This window comes from Francisella sp. XLW-1, assembly GCF_008711455.1.
Classification (GTDB): domain Bacteria; phylum Pseudomonadota; class Gammaproteobacteria; order Francisellales; family Francisellaceae; genus Francisella; species Francisella salimarina.
This window is the reverse complement of sequence record NZ_VXKP01000001.1, coordinates 175,386-192,912: the sequence shown is the minus strand read 5'-3', so window position 1 is coordinate 192,912 and position 17,527 is coordinate 175,386. Positions and strand designations below refer to the sequence as shown.

Below are 17,527 nucleotides of genomic sequence, written 5' to 3'. Positions count from 1 at the left end.
TAAGATAGATTACTTTATTTATAATAGACGCTAAATATTAATATTTAATGGCAGATATTAATTATTGATTGGAAAAAGAATTTACTCTTACATTTTTTTGATATATTCAGCAGCATTATCATCCAATGAGATAACACCAGTATTAGCATCATAGTAAACAAGTTCAGCATAACGAGCCCAATCAATAAAAGTATCAAATACACGCTCTGCGATTTCCATTGGATAATAATCATCCAACTCTGCCAAGAACCTACTTCTAGGAGCAGATTGGCTCTCTCTTTCACTCAAAACTTTGACAACATGACGAGCTAATGGAATATACTTTAAGAATAATCTTCCAAAAATAAACTTTCTTTCATCAATATTTGAATCAATAAACTTACGCCCCATAGCAGTCATTTTGATATCACCATCAGATACTTCTGCAAATCGTAAGATTGATAAAATCTCGATAATAGGAAATAGATCATCAATATCAAGATGCAAGTCATCCGCTAATTGAGGTAGATCTACGGCTTCAACATCCTTGATCTCAGCCATCTCATCTAAAAGACCATTCATCTCTGAAATATCCACATCTGGTAGGCGATAACCAATAGTGATAGCAGTCTTTTTGTTCATACGCTCAGATAGCTCTTTAGTTTGAGCAGTAGTCATCATACGATAAACCTGATCAACCAAATCTGCTACTACAGGATCTTGAGAGCTTCTTGGATGAGGAGTATCTATTTTTAATTCACCACGTATGAATCCTGGATTACTGCCAAATATAATAATTCTATTTGCTGTTAAAACTGCTTCTTCAATACTATGAGTAACATACAGAATACCTTTCATCGCTTCATTGTTTTCCCAAAGATCAAGTAAATCCTCTCTAAGGTTCTCAGCAGTAAGAATATCAAGGGCAGAAAAAGGCTCATCCATTAACAAAACATCTGGTTCTAATACAAGAGCTCTAGCAAAACCAACACGCTGCTTCATACCACCAGAGAGCTCTTTCGGATAAGCATTCTCAAATCCATCAAGACCTACCATATCAATCGCTTTTAATGCTCTTTTTTTACGCTCTCTAGCTGGAATATTACGCGCTTCAAGGCCTAACTCAACATTTTGCAAAACGGTAAGCCATGGCATAAGCGCAAAGCTTTGAAAAACCATAGAAATATCTGGAACAGGTGCGGAGACTTTCTTACCTCTATACATTACTTCACCTGAACTTGGACTTAACAAACCTGCGATAATTCTAAGTAAAGTTGACTTACCAGATCCAGATTTACCAAGTAGTGCGACAATCTCACCTTCATGTAAAGTAAAATCAATATTATCTAATACTTTAAGTGTATGACCACCTTTGATGTTAAATTGCTTATTAACTTTTTCTACTGTAAAAATTTTTTTTGAACTCATTTTCTAAAAATCTCCTATGCTTACATATTCATACTAAAGCGATTTTCTGCATAGTTATATAATCTGCGCCAGAATAGTTTATTAGATGCTACTACCAATACACACATTACTATCACACCTAGCAGTACATTTGCCGTATGATCGCCCTGTAGGTTTGTATAATAAGTAATATAATCTCCAAGACCTGATGCTTGAATTATTGACTGATCTCCAGTCCCCCAATTGATATATTCACAAACGATACTTGCATTCCATGCTCCACCAGCTGCGGTAATTGCGCCTGTAACATAGTATGGCATAACTGCTGGGAACAAGTACTTACGCCATTTCATAAAACCTTTTAGTTGCATATTCTTAGCAGCTAGTTTTAGCTCGTCCGGAATTGCTGAAGCACCAGCAATCACATTAAACAATATGTACCACTGTGTCCCAAGAGCCATCAATAAAATACACCATATATTAAAGTTAAGACCCAGAGTTATCACTAAAGTCCCAAAGATGCCATATAGAACGTTAACTGGGAATGCTGCAGCCATCTGTGCATAAGGCTGTACTTTTTGAGCAATTCTAGGTCGCATACCAACCCATACGCCTATCGGCACCCAGATTATTGATGTAATTATAATAAGCACAACAACTCTAAAGCCTGTGAGTAAACCATACCCAAAAACCTTAAAAGTCTCTGATAGACCAATATCAGAATTGTTACCATACACAGCTTGATAAGCAAAGTAGAACAATCCAATAACTATCATCAAGGTAAATACTCTCCACAATATTTTCTGTAGCAATGTTTCTTGTCTTTCTTGCTTTCTGTGTCTTGGTTGATTATAGACTTTATTTAAATTTTTCTTAAAAAATCTTATATTTACCAAAGTTGAAGTTATACTTCCAAACATATTCGAAAAAAGCTTTGTTATTGCAGACTTTTGCAATATCTTCAAAAACCATGATTTACTATAGACTTCTGATTGATTCTCACCCAAAACAAACTTCTCTGACCACACAACCAGAGGTCTAAAGAGTAGCTGATCATACAAGATAATAGTGACTAACATCATCACTATTGCTGCACCAACTGCTCCAAAATCTTGAGCATTGTTCGCTGCATCTATAAATGATCCTATACCTGGTAAGTTAATAGGTATTGACTGTGAAGCACTGAAATTAACAATTATTGTCTCTGATGCAACTATCATAAACCAACAAGCTGACATTGACATCATAGTATTCCAAACAAGTCCTGGCATTGAGAAGGGAACCTCAACTTTCCAGAATCTTTGCCATGCCGAAAGCTGATACATATCAGCCGCTTCAGCCAATTCTTTAGGTACAGTTTTAAGAGACTGATAAAAACTTAATATCATATTCCACACTTGAGCTGTTATAATCCCGAATATCACAGCAGATTGAGCTCCCCATAGTGAGCTTGGGAATAAAACTAAAAATCCAGTAACTGTAATAGCAAAGAAACCCAAAATAGGAATAGACTGTAAAATATCTACAGCAGGAATAATTATACTCTCTGCTCTTTTACTTTTTGCTGCTAATGCTCCAAATATAAATGTAATCAGTAAAGAAATACCTAAACCAATAAACATCCGCATAACTGTTTCTGCTGTATAGTAGGGCAAAAGCCAAAGGTTTAAAGAAACTTCCGAATACTGTTGAACACTTGTTTGATTTGTATAGTCTATATTCCCACCTAAACCTGAGGTTGACCACACAAATATACTTAATACTAAAAGTATAATTGATAACGCTAAAATATCCCACTTAGTGCGAGAAACCTTTGCTGACATATTAGAATTATATAATCTTTTCATATGTCAAAACCCTTTGGTTTTTTTCAACAACGCTTTTAGTATATGCTATTTAGCTTTGTTTTTGTATTATAAATTTGATAATATTTTGCTAGAATCAAGGTAACTGTAAGCATTATTAAATTGCAAAAATGAAAAAAGAACAAAAAATTATAAAAGTAAAACCTGGCGAAAGAGTATCTTGTCCAACAAAATATCATGAGAATTGGAATTTACACCCAAGAGTTTATATTGACCTTCAAGATAAGAAAACTAATACTTGTCCATACTGTGGTACCGTTTTTAAAGTAGAAAAATAATTAATCTTTTTCTATCTTTGCATCTTCATTGCTATCTTGATCTAACTGCTTTATAAAGTATGTCTTTACATCCTTATACTCACTTTGATAAATATCTACCTTGTCTCCTGAAGCATATTCAACATCTGTAAACTGCTCAAATGTTATCGGTGAAGATTTACCATCCTCTAAAACCTCAAACTGATATTTACCTTTTATTTTATCTACATCTTTAGTAGATGCGTAGATGTAGCTACCACCAGCTCCTACTAGAGCTCCACTTCCTGCTCCTATAAAAGCCCCAGCTCCAGCTCCCATCAAAGCGCCTGTTCCCACACCAACAGCTGCAACACCTCCCATAGCAGCAACACATGGAACAATCCCTAAACCTAAAGTAACAATCGTGCATACTGCAGTACCTATTGCTAATGCAAACACTCCTCCAAATACAGCTCCTGTACCAGCACCAACAGCGGCACCACCACCTGTGCCAGTAAGGACATCATCTTTGGTCTCTTGCTTTTTTACTTCTTCTTTTGTTAATAGTTGCTTCTCAGAAACGATTACTCCAGGTCCTACTTCTGTAATTTTTGGATTACTTGAACATCCTATTAACAATATTGACAAAACTATTACCGAATACTTCTTCATGATGCTCCTTATTTATTACGATCAATAACAACTCTAATTTTGCGCTATATCTTAACTAGCTACTACTCCACCATAAATGTCGACTACTATAATGGGATATACAGTATACTTAACGTTATAACACTCCACATTAGTCCTAAAATAGCTCCTACGATACTACCTACTAAGACTCCATTTTTAGTATTTGAGTTATTACTTATAGTTACACATGATGTGATAGTTACTATCAATACTAATACAAATAGGTTTTTTATAAACTTCATAACTTATCACCCCATATTTATCAATTTGGCAAAAGCCCCGTGATAGCCATAAATTTTGACATATTAAAAACTAAACTTTACTTTACTTCAAATTGATATTTTTTATTTCGCATATAAGTTTTACTGATACATATATGACAAAAAGTTACTATTGCTGATTAAAAATAAGATTAAATATGACTATAAGGTATTGGAAAATACTGAAAAAATAGCTCTAACTATTTTGACTGTTGTAAATTATTTAGTACCAAATCTTGAATATGATATATAGCTTGCATATCCTGCTTAGACTGACCTTGTTCGCCCATACTGACTTCTAAGTATACTCTGTCATTTCTTTGGGTTGCTTCAAATGTAACAAGTTCTTTATATTTATTAGAATAGGTCCATACTGTAGATTTTTGTTCACTATAGTCATCACCCTTTACTTCAAACTGTTTAGGATGCTGTTTTATAGCCTCTTTGATTGCAGTATATACCTGTTTAACAGAAATTCCTTGTTGCATTTCAAGACCATATCGACCGCCATCAGATTCAAATCTATTATCTTGAACTACCATATCACCACCAAGGAAAGGTATACAACTAGCTATAAGCAAAGTTACTAAAACCAAAGATACTAGCCTTTTCATCTATATACTCCCATTATAAAATAAAAGCCTAAAATAACGGCTATTAAAGATACAATTACACTAACAAGGATATATCCAATAGCTAATAATGCCTCCCCACGTTGTAGTAAGTTGAGGATATCTAAACTAAAACTAGAAAAGGTAGTAAACCCTCCAAGAAAACCTGTAACAAAAAGAGATCGAACGTATGTCGAAATATCTTCATTAAAGAGCTTAGTCTCTATCAAAAAAGCTGCCATCATTCCAATAATTAGAGAACCAATAACGTTACATAGTAATATACCCAAAGGAATTTGCTTAGAAATATTTGCTGTTGCTTGAGTCAACGCAAATCTTGACATGGCACCAAGGCCACCACCGATACCAACCAATACTAATAAAAGTCCCATTTCTTATTTCTCCAATATTGTATATGCTCCTAGCTCTATCATTTCTTGAGCTAGTGATTTACCAAGTTTAATAGGATCCTCTCCTATAAGTTTTCTTTTTAAGATGTTCTTACCATCACTACTTGCAACCATTGCTGTGAGAGTTATCTGATTACCTTGTAACTCTGCATATGCACCAATTGCAACATGACAACCACCTTTTAGCTCTTGATTGAATGCTCTTTCAGCAGTAGCAACACAAAAGCTATCACTACAGTTTAGATTTTGTAATTTTTCTAAAAGCTTACTACTTTTACTCAAAGCTTCTACAACTACTATACCCTGACCTACAGCTGGTAAAGATATTTCTACCGGAATATACTGTGTTATTCTATCGTTAAGCCCTAAACGAATAAGTCCAGCACTCGCTAAGATAATTGCATCATATTCATCACCATCAAGTTTCGATAGCCTTGTTACAACATTTCCTCTTAAATCTCTAATTATAAGATCATCTCTATAATTCAAAAGCTGAGCCTTACGGCGTAAACTTGATGTACCAACGATTGCACCTTTCGGTAAATCATCTATAGAACTATATTTATTAGATACAAATGCATCTCTAGGGTCTTCCCTGGGCATAAAGCTGGCTAAGCAAAAACCATCTGGTAATTTATAAGGTACATCTTTAAGAGAATGAACAGCAATATCAGCCTTACCATTAAGCATAGCTATTTCTAGCTCTTTCATGAACAGCGCTTTACCACCAATTTTATTAAGTGGTTTATCCAGAGTAATATCGCCCTGCGTTTTCATAGTGCTTATTTGACAAGGAATATTTAGCTCATTTTGGATACGATCTTTGACAAAATTTGTCTGCCATAATGCTAGTTTACTTTCACGACTAGCTACAACTATTTGTTTCATATTTTAAATGTCTTTGCGATAAAGTTTGAGATATCTTTTATTTCTTCCATACATACAGAGTGTTGCATACCCACATAGTGTTTATACTCATTAGCAAAACCACTGGCTTTTAGCTTATCTGATAAATCACGGCCAAGAACTTCGGGCAATACCTGATCATCTGTACCATGACCAACTAGTATAGGTAGTCCTTTATTTACAGATGTAATCTTATCTTTAAAATCACCCCATGCTGGCAAATATGTAGATAAAGCCATAATACCTCCAAGCTTTCTTTGAGACGTAATAGCTGTATAAGTTGCGATTACACCCCCTTGAGAAAAGCCTGCTAAGATGATATTTTCACTAGCAATACCTTGATTGATTTGACTATCTATTAGTTCATTAACTTTTGCAACTGATTTATTTATACCTTCAACATCAACCACTCTATTTAGACTATTAGCATCAAGTGACTTGATATCATACCAAGCACGCATCTGCATCCCCATGTTTATAGTTACAGGCATAACATCAGCATGAGGAAAAACAAATTTAATTTCATCTAATGAAACATCAAAGTAATTAACGACATCAACAAAATCATGTCCATCTGCGCCCAGACCATGCAACCAAATAACACAAAACTTAGACTGCTTTGGCGACTCAATAAGCTCGTAATTCATAAAAATTCTAATTCTTCTAATATTAGTTAGAATGATACATTAATTTGAAAAATTTATTAATATCTAAAAAGTTAAACAATCCTCAAAGCATTACACATTAAGTAATTCAAGCTGTGAAAGAATAATATCAACACCAATTGTGGATAAGTTTGTTCATATCTATATGAAACTTTTGTTAAAAATGTTAATTTACCAAATTAGTAAAGATTTGATACAGGTCTAAAACCATTGATACACAAGGGCTAAATAACTTAAGAAGTAATCGCTCTTTTATTTGCAGCTATTTCTCACACCCTGTGGATAAAACTGTTGATTTATTGTTAGAACTCGGTTAATTCTCTTCAATAACCTTAAAGAAAGCCTCTTGTGTAACAAGGTTTATAGAGGTATTTTGTAATTTTATTTGATCATTTAAATCGTACTTACCACTAACAGCAAGTTTTTTAGTCATCGCTAAATCTGCGATAGAAACCATTAAGCGACCTTTATCTAATTTTTCAATAACTGCTGCCTGGAACTCTAAATTAGGATTCTGCATTAGATAGACTAATTTCCAATGAGAATTAGAAAAACGCTCTGTTTGTCTATTTGACTTAATAGGAATATCTACTTGAGCAATTATATTATCAACATCATCAATGCTAATCATTTGCTTATTTTCTAAGAAATTACGTAATTGATAATGAACAATTAAATCTAAATATCTTCTTAGAGGGCTTGTCACTTGTACATAAGAATCTAAACCCATACCTGCGTGAACATCAGGTTCTGTAGAGTACTTACCTCTTTGGAGCTTTTTACGTGTTGCAAACATATCAGCTATTGAGTCAATATTCTCTAAATCGTCTTGTTTAAGATCATGCTCTGGCTGTGTCGAAAAAGGTACGCAAATATTATTTTCTTTACAAAACTGTCCAATCGCAACTCCAGCCATCAGCATAGTATCACGCACCAATGTTCTTGAGTTTAAGCGTGGTAAGTCAGTTAGTCTGACATTCTTATCATTATCTAATAATATTTTTATCTCAGGAAAATCAAGCTCTACCGCTCCTTTTGCCAAACGCTTATCAGTGAAATATTTAGCATAAACCTCTATTTCTCCAAGTTCTAGATTAGAGATATTTTCTTCAACGAACTCATAAGAATATCTAGTAACTTTTATATTACTAAAACATATCTCAATATCATGAATATCACCTGACTCATCAATTCTAAACCCTACTGACAAAGCTGGAGATACTTCTTGTAGGCCTAAACCTAACTTTTGTGTTGCTTGAGGTGGCAACATCGTAATTATATGCTCTGGCACATATAAGTTAGAACCTCGCGCTCTAGCCTCAAGATCTACTTCATCCCCAAAACTAATGCTAGAAGAAGGGTCAGCGATATGAACCCACATTTTATTTTGTTGAGCATCCCAACTAATTGCATCATCAGGATCATTACTACCCTCATCATCTATAGCATAGGCAGTCAGATGTGTTAGATCAGCACGCTGACTATCTGACTCAGAATTATACTTAAAATCAATAGTATTACTTTCTAATTCCGCACCATATCGATATAGATAAGGGTTAAAGAATTCATCCCAATAATCAATATCCAAGAGTAGCTTATACGCACTATTCTCAGACTCTTCCATATTTAAATATTTAAAGAAACGACATTTTGTACTTTTAAGTGTTGCTAAAGCCTCTATCTCTTTAAGGAACTTTGTGTCTTCGACATTAAAAGTCTTATTATTTAGACGTTCTATAAAATCATTTAGTTCTTGCTCTTTTTTGAGCTTCTCTTGTTTATCCCTGACTACTTGATCTTTTTGCTCTTGTGTATGAATATTGATAGTAAAGTCATCATTAAAGCTAAAATACTCTCCCTCTGAAACCAAAAGCCATACAGTATAAGCTTGATTAGCTCCTACGGATTCAAAAAGAAGCTCACTTAATTCATTAATAGATGTTTGTTGTTGTTCTTGCAATAATTCCCATGTTAACTCTAACTCAGGAATTTCTAACCTCTCAAGCTTATCCAAATCGAAATCATGGTCTACAACTGTAAGTATTTGAACATTTTTTGCAGGTAATTTTATATTCTTACTATCTAAAGTCTCTATTTCTATTTTTTTATCTAATATCTCTATAACCTTTGCAGGTTTTGATTTAAAAATTACTAAGGCATTTTTGATGCTCTGATTTTCAAGTAACATAAAAAAAGTTCGGATGTTATAATGATGAGATTATAACATTCAATAGTTTATATTTTTATGCTAAATGTCGATATTATACGCAGTAGATTTATCAGAATTATAGGAAATATAGTCAAACTGGTATCCAAGCTTTTTCATAAGATCTTCCCAAAAAAAAGATTTACTCTTCCAAGCTACAGCAAACCACTTATAAAAACAAACAAAGAGTCAAATGTTCCTAGAATTATTTGGCAAACAAATTTCACTAATAAGGTAACGCTACCGCTATATGTAAACTATCTGTTTAATCGTTTTATGGCTCCACGCTATGAGTATAGATTCATGGATAATGATGCTGCAGATAAGTATATTACCGAAAATCATCCAGAAGCTCTAAATGCATATAAAAAGCTAACAGTCGGAGCAGCTAAAGCAGACTTATGGAGACTATTGGCTATCTACAAAAATGGTGGTCTATATATAGATATGGATGGCTGTCTTGTTGCTAGACCTGAGAAGTTTTTGAAAGAAAATAACGAAATGTTTATAAAAGCTAAGCATAGAAAAGAAACAGATGAGTCTAAAAAGTACTACGCAACTAACTATTTTTTTGCAGCCGCTCCTAATAACTCAAAAATCAAAGAATATATTGATATTATTCTTAAAAATATCGAAGCTAACAGATCTGATTTAGGCGTTTGGTATTTAACAGGTCCTGGTGTGATGGAAGCAATCATGAATAATGAGAATACTACTTTTAGACATAGTAGAGAAACTTGTATACAGGGAGCTTTCACTAGTGATTACTTTCAATATATAGACAAACCAAATGCTCACTGGACAAAAACCGACAATAAAGATATTTTAGAATCTTAACTTACAGAATTTTATCTTAGATAACTAACAAGAGGTAATAATAATTTTGAGAAAAATAGAATTAACTTAGAAATTATTTATCTTCTTTCTTAACAGCTATACCAAGCTCATTTAATTGCTCAAGAGAAACATTAGATGGCGCTTCTGTCATCAAACAACTAGCTGTCTGAGTTTTAGGAAATGCGATAACATCACGAATGTTTGTAGTATTAGTAAGTAACATAATCAACCTATCAACACCAAATGCAATACCTCCATGAACAGGAGTACCATACGATAAAGCATCAAGCATAAAGCCAAATTTCTCACGAGCTTCTTCATCAGCGATACCTAGTAAACTAAATACTTTTGCTTGGATATCTTCTTTATGAATACGTATAGATCCCCCACCAACTTCATAACCATTAATAACCATATCATATGCTCTTGAGCTTAAGTCTTCTGGATTAATATTTGATAGCTCTTCTACAGACTCAACTTTGGGAGCTGTAAATGGATGATGCATAGCATATAAGCGATTATCGTCTTTTTCAAACATTGGGAAGTCAACAACCCATAATGGTGCCCACTCTTTATCAAACAAGCCAAGGTCTTCACCAATTTTAGCTCTCAAAGCACCCATTGAGTCATTCACAATCTTGGCTTTAGCTGCACCAAAGAATAATACATCACCAACTTGGGCACCAGTTTTTTCAATTACATTGAATAGTGTCTCTTCAGAAATATTTTTCACGATCGGAGACTGTAATCCCTCTTTACCTTCAGATAGTGAGTTAATCTTAATATAAGCAAGTCCTCTTGCTCCATAAATACCAACAAACTTAGTATACTCATCAATTTTCTTACGGCTAAGTTTATCGTTTCCACCTGGTATTCTCATTGCAATAACACGAGCTTCTGGATCATTTGCTGGGCCAGAGAATACTTTGAACTCTTCGTTCTTCATATCTTCTTTGATATTTACAAACTCAAGAGGGATTCTTAAATCTGGTTTATCTGAGCCATACTTATCTATAGCATCAGCAAAACTCATAACTTGGAAAGGAGTCTTAAACTCAACACCAATAGTTTCTTTGAATAATCCAGCAATCATTTTTTCCATAGTTGACATAATGAAAGCTTCATCTATAAATGAAGCCTCAATATCTATCTGTGTAAATTCTGGTTGTCTATCCGCTCTCAAATCTTCGTCGCGAAAGCACTTAACAATTTGATAGTATCTATCAAATCCAGAAACCATCAGTAGCTGCTTGAACAACTGAGGAGACTGAGGAAGAGCATAAAACTTACCATTAAAATTACGACTCGGTACAAGATAATCTCTAGCACCCTCTGGTGTAGCCTTTGTCAAAAATGGTGTCTCGATATCTAAGAAACCATTATCGTCTAAGAAATTGCGCACATATCTAATAGCTTTAGAACGTGTAATTAGTTTGTTTTGCATCTCTGGTCGGCGTAAATCAATATAGCGATACTTAAGCTTGACATCTTCACCTGTTGCTTGGAAATCATCTAACTGGAATGGAATTGTTTTAGACTTGTTTACTATCTCTAAGTCTTCACCAATGATTTCTACTTTACCACTAGCAAGATTTTTGTTCTCTTGACCTTCTGGACGTAGATTGACAGTACCAGTAGCTTTAATTACAAACTCGCCTCTCAAGCTATCCGCTATTTTAAAAGCCTTGCTTTCAGGATTAAAAACTAGCTGAACCAACCCAGTTCTATCTCTAATATCTAGAAAAATAACTCCACCATGATCGCGACGTCTATGCACCCAACCACAAATTGTTACTTTTTGATTTTGTAACTTCTCATTAACATCTGAAGTATAATGTGTTCTCATTTAAATCAACCCTTTAAAAGTTTTTAAAAAATAAATAGACAAAATTTAATCACGATATTATAGCAAGAAATAATAAAGAAGACTAAGTTGATACAAATAAAATGTCAGATAATTATACAAAATTACTAATCCAAGAATATAAAATTAAATTTTATTAAAGCTTTTACAGCATAAAGCATTATAGTATTATATTTTTTACTACTTTTTTTAATTTAAACAAATAAATATAAACATGATAAACGTAGAAAATATCAAACTTGACTACCTAAGCTCCGATGACTATCAAGAACTCAAAGAGGCCATGATAGAGGTTTACAATATTAGAAATCCTTATTGGGAAGACCACCAAGTCGATACTCTAATAAAGAAGTTCCCTGAAGGGCAGGTCGTCATAAAAGTTAATGATCAGCTAGCTGGCTGTGCTTTGTCGATCATAGTTGACTATAAAAAATTTGGTCATAAGCATACTTATAAAGAAATTACAGGTAATGATACTTTTAATACTCATAATGATGAGGGAGATGTTCTATATGGTATTGATCTATTTGTTAAACCTGAATTTAGGAGTATGCGTCTAGGCCGTAGGCTTTACGATTATAGAAAAGACCTGTGCGAGAGACTAAACTTAAAAAGCATTATTATTGGAGGCAGAATACCTGGATACCATGAGTATGCAGATAAGATGACTCCTCAGCAATACATCAACAAACTAAAAAGACAAGAGCTACACGATCCTGTTTTACGCTTTCAGATGAGTAATGACTTTCAACCTGTCAGAGTTGTTAAATCATATTTGGAAGGTGATATAGAGTCTAATGACTATGCAGTACTATTAAAATGGACAAATATCTACTATGAAGAGGAGGCAAAAGAAGCGGCTCCAATCAAAAAAGATGTACGTCTTGGACTAATTCAGTGGCAAATGCGATCTTACAAAAATCTAGATGAGCTAATGCAACATGCCGAATACTTTGTAAATGCCGTATCAAACTATAGATCCGATTTCGCACTGTTCCCTGAATTTTTCAATGCTCCGCTTATGGCTGAAAACAACCACTTATCAGAGCCTGAAGCTATCAGAGAATTAGCAAAACATACACAAACCATTACTGATAAATTTTCAGAATTTGCTGTAACTTATAATATCAACATTATCACAGGAAGCATGCCTGAGATGAAAGACGAGCGACTATACAACGTGGGCTATTTATGTCGAAGAGATGGTACTGTTGAGAAATATGAAAAATTGCATGTAACACCAGATGAAGCGATGGTTTGGGGTCTACAAGGTGGAGACAAGCTAGAGGTATTTGATACTGATTGTGGTAAAATCGGTATATTAATATGCTATGATTCAGAGTTCCCCGAATTAAGTAGAATACTCGCTGAAGATGGTATGGATATACTCTTTGTACCATTTTTGACAGATACTCAAAATGGCTTCTCAAGAGTCAGAAACTGTGCACAAGCAAGAGCTATTGAAAATGAGTGTTATGTTGCTATAGCAGGTAGCGTGGGTAACCTGCCTAATGTTCACAATATGGATATCCAATATGCTCAATCAATGGTATTTACACCTTGTGACTTTGCTTTCCCAGCTACAGGTATAAAAGCCGAAACCACGCCAAATACTGAGATGATCCTGATTGCAGATGTTGATATCAATCTACTTCGTGAGCTGAATCAGTTTGGTAGTGTCAAGAATCTAAGAGATAGACGTAAGGATCTATATACACTAAAGCGTCGAGGTTAATTTAAAAATCTAAACTATCAACTGCCTAAGTCTTCTATTTAGAAATGGTGATAAAATAAATAAAATAATTGCCGCACCACATCCTAACAAAGTAAAATAACCAAATGCTTTTGAATAAATATGAATTGTCTCTACAGGAGCAAGTGCAACTGATTTACCATCACCACTAATTAATATACCAAAACTTGCAGCTAGGAAGTTAGCAAAAGCTGAGCTTAAGACCCACACCCCCATAAAAAACCCTACCATTCTTTTAGGAGATACCACACTAACCATTGCCAAGCCTATTGGTCCTATAAATAATTCACCTAAAGCTTCAAAAAGATAGCTTAAACTTATCCACCATGATGAGATTACACCATTTTCAGCAGTCAAAGGAATCGCTACAACTAAAATGAAAAATGACAGTCCCATGATAAACAGTCCCTTAGCAAATTTAGTTGGGTATGTGTATGGATTTGCTTCATATTTACGGCTTAGATACGTATACAAAGGGCCAAAAAGAATTATGAAGAAAGGTTCTATAGACTGATAAGCACTAGCAGGAATATCGAATCCAAATATAACTCTATTAACATTCCTTTCTGTAAAAACATTCATCATACCACCACTTTGCTGAAGCAGAATCATAAATATCATATAGAAAATAGTTAGTGTAACTGTGATATATATCCTACTTCTATCGTTAGCTTCCGAAATTCTCACAAAATATAGGATTATTAGTAATGTAGTAATCCCTATTAGATATAAAACTCTACTTGCCCAGATAGGATAAGCAAGTAAGACAAAAATAAAACCAGTCAAGATACACAGACCGATAACTATCGTTACTGTAAACTTGTATCTTTCTACTAACAAATTTTTATTTTCTTTGACATCTCTATAGTATCTTGAACCTTTTATAAATATAAATAGACCTACTAACATTCCTATCCCAGCAATACCAAATGCTAGGTTCCAGCTAACTGTCACAGCTATATATGAACAAATAATAGGTGCGGTTATTGCTCCAATATTCATACCTATATAGAGTAAGGTGAAGCCTTCATTTCTTTTGTATTCAGTATCTGTAAACAATGCCCCTGTTATTGCGCCAATACTAGGCTTGAACAAACCTGTACCGACTATAACAAAACTCAAACCTAGGAAAAAATAAATATGCTGTGAATTAGGGACAATCATCACAAAATGTCCTAAAGCTATTAATGAAGCCCCAATAATTATAGATCTATATTGACCTATATATTTATCTGCGATAATCCCGCCAATAATTGGTGTACCATATACCATCGAAGCATATGCCCCATAAATAAGATAAGTTTTAGCATCAGAGATATCAAAAAACTTTAATAGATATAGAATTAGTAATGCTGTGATTCCATAGTAACTAAATCTTTCCCACAGGCCTGTTAAGAAAAGATAAGCCATTCCTTGGGGATATTTAGACTGCTTGGCTATAGTCAGTGACTTCATCTACACCCCTTTTCTTTGTAGTTGCTTTTATAAGCGCTTGTTCGATATCATTTTTAAGATCTTCTACATCTTCTATACCTATTGAGAGTCTAATTAAACCATCACTTAAACCTTGTTTAAGCCTAATCTCTCTAGGAATGGATGAGTGAGACATTAAAGCAGGAATTGATGATAAGCTTTCAACCCCACCAGCACTTACTGTTATCGCGAATAGCTCTAACTCTTCTAAAAATGTTTTTGCTAAGTTATCACTACCATTTAGCTCAAGACTTAAAACGCCTCCAAAACCATTCATTTGCGCTTTTGCAAGGTGATAGTCTGGACTACTTTCTAATCCTGGGTAATATACCCTTTTAACTAACCGATGTTGCTCAAGCCATTTCGCTAGAGTTAAAGCATTATAGTTATGCTGTCTTACTCTTAAAGCTAATGTTCTTAGCCCTCTAGTAGCTAAAAAGCTATCAAATGGACTTGATACTGCTCCACCGGCTAAATGAATAAGATCTAACTTCTTAATCAGCTTGTCATTATCGTTGACAACAACAATTCCACTAATTACATCTGAATGTCCACTTATATACTTTGATGCTGAATGTATAACGATATCTGCACCAAAAGATATAGGTTTTAAATTATAAGGGGTAGCAAAAGTATTATCGACGACAAATATCAAACCATGTTTCTTACAAAACTGACCTAATCTTTCTAAGTTGACCACTCTTAATAAAGGATTAGATGGTGTTTCAACCCATATCATCTTGGTATTTTCTCTAAGATTTTCTTCCAAGTTATCTAAGTCACTTAGATTCGTATATGTTGCTTGAAGTCCTGATGAATATTTCTTAACTTCTTCAAATAGTCTATAAGTACCACCATATAATGCATCAGTAGCTATTATATGACTATCTACACCTAAAATATCTAATACTGCATTAATTGCAGCAACTCCCGATGAAAAAGCATAGCCTTTTTTTGCTCCCTCTAACTCAGCTATAGCTTGCTCGTAACTAGATCTAGTAGGATTACCAACCCTACCATATTCAAAAACTTTTTCACCTCCTGGACTTTGTTGACGATAAACAGAGGATGTATAAATAGGCGTGGTTACTGCTCCTGTTGCTGAATCACCTGGATTACCTGCATGAACAGCTAGAGTATCGATTTTAGAATTTATAATGGTCATTCTTTGCTCCCATAATTTTTAGTTGCTAAAACGATGAGAACAATATTATTAACGTTTTCGCTTTAGCAGATTTTATCTAGCGCCCGCAATTTGAAATAAATCAGCGCTCTTTAGACTAGTTTGTCACTCTCTTATGCTTTATTGCCGTACTCTTGCATATGTTTTGCAATACGTTTATTAGTACCATACATAAAGTGGTTTTCCATTTTTTCTTTATATTTGCTACCTGGAACAGTTAAGCCAACAGCGTCTGCGACTTCTCTAATTAACATAGGGCTTGCTCCACAACAAACTCCTAAATAATTAACACCAAGTTCATAAGCTTCTTTGGCGAAATCTCTAATCTCATAGCGATTACAATACAAAGGATCTAGTGCTGTTGGAAAAGTTCTTCCATGAGGTGCTGGACAACCACAACCATTATTATCTGGCAAATTAAAAAATGTAGGATGACTATCTGTAGTTCTATATGGAATAGGAAGCCCAGCGACATGACACTTAACAGCCTCACGAATTTTCTTTAGATCAGGAAGCATTGTTTGCGGACCTCTAAAGCAGTTCAGACCAACAACATCAGCTCCTAACTGCTCCAACTCTTTACAAGTATCTACAACACTCCAACCATCACGCATAGTATTTTGAGCCATTGGTGCTATAGTTAATACCGTTGGGAGGTTTGCCTTTTTCATGATTTCTAGAGCTCTAAAAGCTTCTTCGGCATAGTAGAATGTTTCTCCAATCAGAATATCAGCACCTTCTTCGGCAGCCCAAGTAATCATCTCATCAAACATTCTAGTTACTTCTTTTTGAGACTCTTGATCACCTTGCTTCCAAATATTTGAGTTAGAGATATTACCTGCCAATAGATTCGGCTGAACTCCCTCAGGTGTTGTATCGGCAACTTTTTTGGCGATTCTAAGCGCCTCTCTATTTAGCTTCTCAAGCAAATGCTCTTTACCTATAACCCTGAGCTTCTCTCGATGACCATTGTATGTAAAAGCTTCTACTATATCTGATCCAGCATGCTGGAAATCTCTATGTAAATTTTCTAAAACCTCTGGATGTTCCAATGACACCATAGGTACAAACTCGCCTGATGACATATAGCCACGACGCTCAATCTCAAATAGGAAACCTTCTGCACAGATTACAGGACCTTTATCTAGCCTCTCAAGTAGATTTTCTTTTTTCATTTTT

Annotated in this window: 16 protein-coding genes; 3 read left to right on the top strand and 13 right to left on the bottom strand. The window is 34.4% G+C overall.

What is annotated here, in order from left to right:
• Positions 1-87: 87 nt before the first annotated feature.
• Both F3D59_RS00940 and F3D59_RS00935 read right to left on the bottom strand, forming a co-directional pair.
• The gene (locus F3D59_RS00940) at positions 88-1,407 is read right to left on the bottom strand and encodes a nitrate/sulfonate/bicarbonate ABC transporter ATP-binding protein (protein WP_150463453.1); all 1,320 of its coding nucleotides are present in this window, start codon (positions 1,405-1,407) and stop codon (positions 88-90) included.
• Positions 1,408-1,427: 20 nt separating this feature from the next.
• Positions 1,428-3,233, bottom strand: coding sequence for an ABC transporter permease (locus tag F3D59_RS00935; RefSeq protein ID WP_150463452.1), 1,806 nt, complete (start codon positions 3,231-3,233; stop codon positions 1,428-1,430).
• 128 nt (positions 3,234-3,361) lie between these two features.
• On the opposite strand from F3D59_RS00935, the gene F3D59_RS00930 reads away from it, so the two are divergent.
• Positions 3,362-3,529, top strand: a complete 168-nt coding sequence (locus F3D59_RS00930) for a zinc-finger domain-containing protein (protein WP_013921922.1) — start codon at positions 3,362-3,364, stop codon at positions 3,527-3,529.
• On the opposite strand, the gene F3D59_RS00925 is transcribed toward F3D59_RS00930, so the two are convergent.
• The 7 genes from F3D59_RS00925 to F3D59_RS00900 form a co-directional block, all read right to left on the bottom strand.
• Positions 3,530-4,159, bottom strand: a complete 630-nt coding sequence (locus F3D59_RS00925) for a hypothetical protein (protein ID WP_150463451.1) — start codon at positions 4,157-4,159, stop codon at positions 3,530-3,532.
• A gap of 86 nt (positions 4,160-4,245) precedes the next feature.
• Positions 4,246-4,422 (bottom strand): hypothetical protein, encoded by a 177-nt coding sequence (locus tag F3D59_RS09925; RefSeq protein ID WP_191092407.1) that lies wholly within the window; start codon positions 4,420-4,422, stop codon positions 4,246-4,248.
• A 218-nt stretch (positions 4,423-4,640) separates the two neighbouring features.
• Positions 4,641-5,054 carry a hypothetical protein gene (locus tag F3D59_RS00920; RefSeq protein ID WP_150463450.1) on the bottom strand — a complete coding sequence of 138 codons (414 nt, stop codon included), beginning with the start codon at positions 5,052-5,054 and terminating at the stop codon, positions 4,641-4,643.
• Positions 5,051-5,443, bottom strand: coding sequence for a fluoride efflux transporter CrcB (gene crcB, locus F3D59_RS00915; protein WP_146421652.1), 393 nt, complete (start codon positions 5,441-5,443; stop codon positions 5,051-5,053). Before crcB ends, F3D59_RS00920 begins: the two co-directional genes overlap by 4 nt.
• Positions 5,444-5,446: 3 nt before the next feature.
• On the bottom strand, positions 5,447-6,349 hold the full coding sequence (gene hemC, locus F3D59_RS00910; protein WP_150463449.1) for a hydroxymethylbilane synthase: 903 nt from the start codon (positions 6,347-6,349) through the stop codon (positions 5,447-5,449).
• Positions 6,346-7,014 carry a dienelactone hydrolase family protein gene (locus tag F3D59_RS00905; protein ID WP_150463448.1) on the bottom strand — a complete coding sequence of 223 codons (669 nt, stop codon included), beginning with the start codon at positions 7,012-7,014 and terminating at the stop codon, positions 6,346-6,348. Before F3D59_RS00905 ends, hemC begins: the two co-directional genes overlap by 4 nt.
• A gap of 331 nt (positions 7,015-7,345) precedes the next feature.
• Entirely contained in the window at positions 7,346-9,220 is a 1,875-nt protein-coding gene (locus tag F3D59_RS00900; RefSeq protein WP_150463447.1) for a ribonuclease catalytic domain-containing protein, read from the bottom strand.
• Positions 9,221-9,277: 57 nt separating this feature from the next.
• On the opposite strand from F3D59_RS00900, the gene F3D59_RS00895 reads away from it, so the two are divergent.
• Positions 9,278-10,075, top strand: coding sequence for a glycosyltransferase family 32 protein (locus F3D59_RS00895; protein ID WP_150463446.1), 798 nt, complete (start codon positions 9,278-9,280; stop codon positions 10,073-10,075).
• 73 nt (positions 10,076-10,148) lie between these two features.
• Here F3D59_RS00895 and aspS read toward each other — a convergent pair whose 3' ends face one another.
• Positions 10,149-11,921, bottom strand: a complete 1,773-nt coding sequence (gene aspS / locus F3D59_RS00890; protein WP_150463445.1) for an aspartate--tRNA ligase — start codon at positions 11,919-11,921, stop codon at positions 10,149-10,151.
• Positions 11,922-12,153: 232 nt separating this feature from the next.
• Between aspS and F3D59_RS00885 the strand changes: the two genes are divergently transcribed.
• On the top strand, positions 12,154-13,674 hold the full coding sequence (locus F3D59_RS00885) for a carbon-nitrogen hydrolase family protein (RefSeq protein WP_150463444.1): 1,521 nt from the start codon (positions 12,154-12,156) through the stop codon (positions 13,672-13,674).
• A gap of 9 nt (positions 13,675-13,683) precedes the next feature.
• On the opposite strand, the gene F3D59_RS00880 is transcribed toward F3D59_RS00885, so the two are convergent.
• From F3D59_RS00880 to F3D59_RS00870, 3 genes are all read right to left on the bottom strand, one after another.
• Positions 13,684-15,147 (bottom strand): peptide MFS transporter, encoded by a 1,464-nt coding sequence (locus tag F3D59_RS00880; RefSeq protein WP_150463443.1) that lies wholly within the window; start codon positions 15,145-15,147, stop codon positions 13,684-13,686.
• Entirely contained in the window at positions 15,116-16,330 is a 1,215-nt protein-coding gene (locus F3D59_RS00875; protein WP_150463442.1) for a trans-sulfuration enzyme family protein, read from the bottom strand. The genes F3D59_RS00880 and F3D59_RS00875 overlap by 32 nt, the downstream gene beginning before the upstream one ends.
• 131 nt (positions 16,331-16,461) lie before the next feature.
• Entirely contained in the window at positions 16,462-17,523 is a 1,062-nt protein-coding gene (locus F3D59_RS00870) for a homocysteine S-methyltransferase family protein (protein WP_150463441.1), read from the bottom strand.
• Between the last annotated feature and the right edge of the window lie 4 nt (positions 17,524-17,527).

Coding starts and splice junctions, on each gene's coding strand:
- F3D59_RS00940 (WP_150463453.1), bottom strand. CDS start 1,407: ATGAGTTCAAAAAAAATTTTTACAGTAGAAAAAGTTAATAAGCAATTT.
- F3D59_RS00935 (WP_150463452.1), bottom strand. CDS start 3,233: ATGAAAAGATTATATAATTCTAATATGTCAGCAAAGGTTTCTCGCACT.
- F3D59_RS00930 (WP_013921922.1), top strand. CDS start 3,362: ATGAAAAAAGAACAAAAAATTATAAAAGTAAAACCTGGCGAAAGAGTA.
- F3D59_RS00925 (WP_150463451.1), bottom strand. CDS start 4,159: ATGAAGAAGTATTCGGTAATAGTTTTGTCAATATTGTTAATAGGATGT.
- F3D59_RS09925 (WP_191092407.1), bottom strand. CDS start 4,422: ATGAAGTTTATAAAAAACCTATTTGTATTAGTATTGATAGTAACTATC.
- F3D59_RS00920 (WP_150463450.1), bottom strand. CDS start 5,054: ATGAAAAGGCTAGTATCTTTGGTTTTAGTAACTTTGCTTATAGCTAGT.
- crcB (WP_146421652.1), bottom strand. CDS start 5,443: ATGGGACTTTTATTAGTATTGGTTGGTATCGGTGGTGGCCTTGGTGCC.
- hemC (WP_150463449.1), bottom strand. CDS start 6,349: ATGAAACAAATAGTTGTAGCTAGTCGTGAAAGTAAACTAGCATTATGG.
- F3D59_RS00905 (WP_150463448.1), bottom strand. CDS start 7,014: ATGAATTACGAGCTTATTGAGTCGCCAAAGCAGTCTAAGTTTTGTGTT.
- F3D59_RS00900 (WP_150463447.1), bottom strand. CDS start 9,220: ATGTTACTTGAAAATCAGAGCATCAAAAATGCCTTAGTAATTTTTAAA.
- F3D59_RS00895 (WP_150463446.1), top strand. CDS start 9,278: ATGCTAAATGTCGATATTATACGCAGTAGATTTATCAGAATTATAGGA.
- aspS (WP_150463445.1), bottom strand. CDS start 11,921: ATGAGAACACATTATACTTCAGATGTTAATGAGAAGTTACAAAATCAA.
- F3D59_RS00885 (WP_150463444.1), top strand. CDS start 12,154: ATGATAAACGTAGAAAATATCAAACTTGACTACCTAAGCTCCGATGAC.
- F3D59_RS00880 (WP_150463443.1), bottom strand. CDS start 15,147: ATGAAGTCACTGACTATAGCCAAGCAGTCTAAATATCCCCAAGGAATG.
- F3D59_RS00875 (WP_150463442.1), bottom strand. CDS start 16,330: ATGACCATTATAAATTCTAAAATCGATACTCTAGCTGTTCATGCAGGT.
- F3D59_RS00870 (WP_150463441.1), bottom strand. CDS start 17,523: ATGAAAAAAGAAAATCTACTTGAGAGGCTAGATAAAGGTCCTGTAATC.